We start from the raw sequence: 1,319 nt of genomic DNA, 5'->3' as shown, positions 1-1,319 counted from the left end.
GGTTATGGGGTGCTCAGGTCATTCCGGGACATTACGCCAACTTTGACTCCCGCTACGTGCGTGACGTTCGGCTGGGAACTCAGTCACTGACTGGCGGCTTGTCTCGTGATTACAAGGCGTCATCCGGTCATGTTATTACAGGTTTTCATACCAATGGCGACTGGGAAATGCAGGGAGGGGATGACAAGGTTTATATCCGTCCGGTTCAGAAGAATATCAACGGTACCTGGTATAATGTAGCGAGCGCCTGATTATGATGCATCTGAAAAACATTAAGTCAGAAAATCCAAAAACTAAAGAGCAATATCAGCTAACAAAGAATTTTGATGTTATCTGGTTATGGTCCGAAGACGGGAAAAACTGGTATGAAGAAGTAAATAACTTTCAGGACGACACCATAAAGATTGTATACGACGAAAATAATATTATTGTTGCCATAACCAAAGATGCCTCAACGCTTAATCCCGAAGGCTTTAGCGTCGTTGAGATTCCAGATATAACAGCCAACCGCCGCGCTGATGATTCAGGAAAGTGGATGTTTAAGGATGGAGCTGTAGTTAAACGGATTTATACGGCAGACGAACAGCAACAACAAGCCGAATCACAAAAGGCCGCATTGCTTTCCGAAGCTGAATCAGTCATCCAGCCGCTGGAACGCGCTGTCAGGCTGAATATGGCGACGGATGAGGAACGCGCACGACTGGAGTCATGGGAACGCTACAGTGTTCTGGTCAGCCGTGTGGATACGGCAAATCCCGAATGGCCACAAAAGCCTGAATAAAAATTAAGGCCCGATAGCGGGCCTTCTCTCATTCTGGTTGTTCTGGAAACGTTACTGGCAGGCTGGAGGTGTCTGTGGATTCGACCTTCTGCGCGTAGAGCATCCACTCTGTTAATTTTTGTTTATTCTCGTCGGAAATGATGCCCAGCCGTAGCTGTGAGTCCCATAGCTGTGTTTTATCCCTGACGAGCTGTAGCAGGCTTTGCTTTTCATTTTCCGCTTGTTGCCTCTGCTCTTCCTCGGTATAAGTTCGCTTTATCACTACACCATCTTTGAACATCCATTTACCCGAAATATCAGCCCGGCGATTTGCTGTAATATCAGGAACCTCAACGACGTTTGCGCCTTCTGGATTAATTGCTGAAACATCCTTTTCAATACAAATAATAACGCCGTTGTGGTCATAGACCATTTTCAACGTATCAGGCTGAAAGTTCTTTTGTTCCTCATACCAGTTTTTCCCATCCTCTGTATAAAGCCATTTGATGTTAAATTGTTTCGTTAGCTGGTATTGCTCTTTTGTTTTAGGGTTGCCAGC

General features: G+C 45.6%; 3 protein-coding genes. 2 read left to right on the top strand and 1 reads right to left on the bottom strand.

The genetic code is table 11. From position 1 onward, the window contains the following. Together AC0L3J_RS37050 and AC0L3J_RS37045 are read left to right on the top strand one after the other, a co-directional pair. Positions 1-251, top strand: a 251-nt coding sequence (locus AC0L3J_RS37050; RefSeq protein ID WP_473350379.1) for a hypothetical protein, incomplete at its 5' end; no start/stop codon positions are given. 2 nt (positions 252-253) lie between these two features. Further along, positions 254-781 carry a tail fiber assembly protein gene (locus tag AC0L3J_RS37045; protein ID WP_000972119.1) on the top strand — a complete coding sequence of 176 codons (528 nt, stop codon included), beginning with the start codon at positions 254-256 and terminating at the stop codon, positions 779-781. Between the two features lie 28 nt (positions 782-809). Here AC0L3J_RS37045 and AC0L3J_RS37040 read toward each other — a convergent pair. Next, a partial coding sequence (locus AC0L3J_RS37040; protein WP_473350377.1) for a tail fiber assembly protein occupies positions 810-1,319 on the bottom strand: 510 nt, incomplete at its 5' end.

The organism is Bradyrhizobium sp. Kon37, from assembly GCF_055807535.1.
The sequence above is the reverse complement of the archived record's forward strand: the minus strand, read 5'-3'. Positions and strand labels throughout refer to the sequence as shown.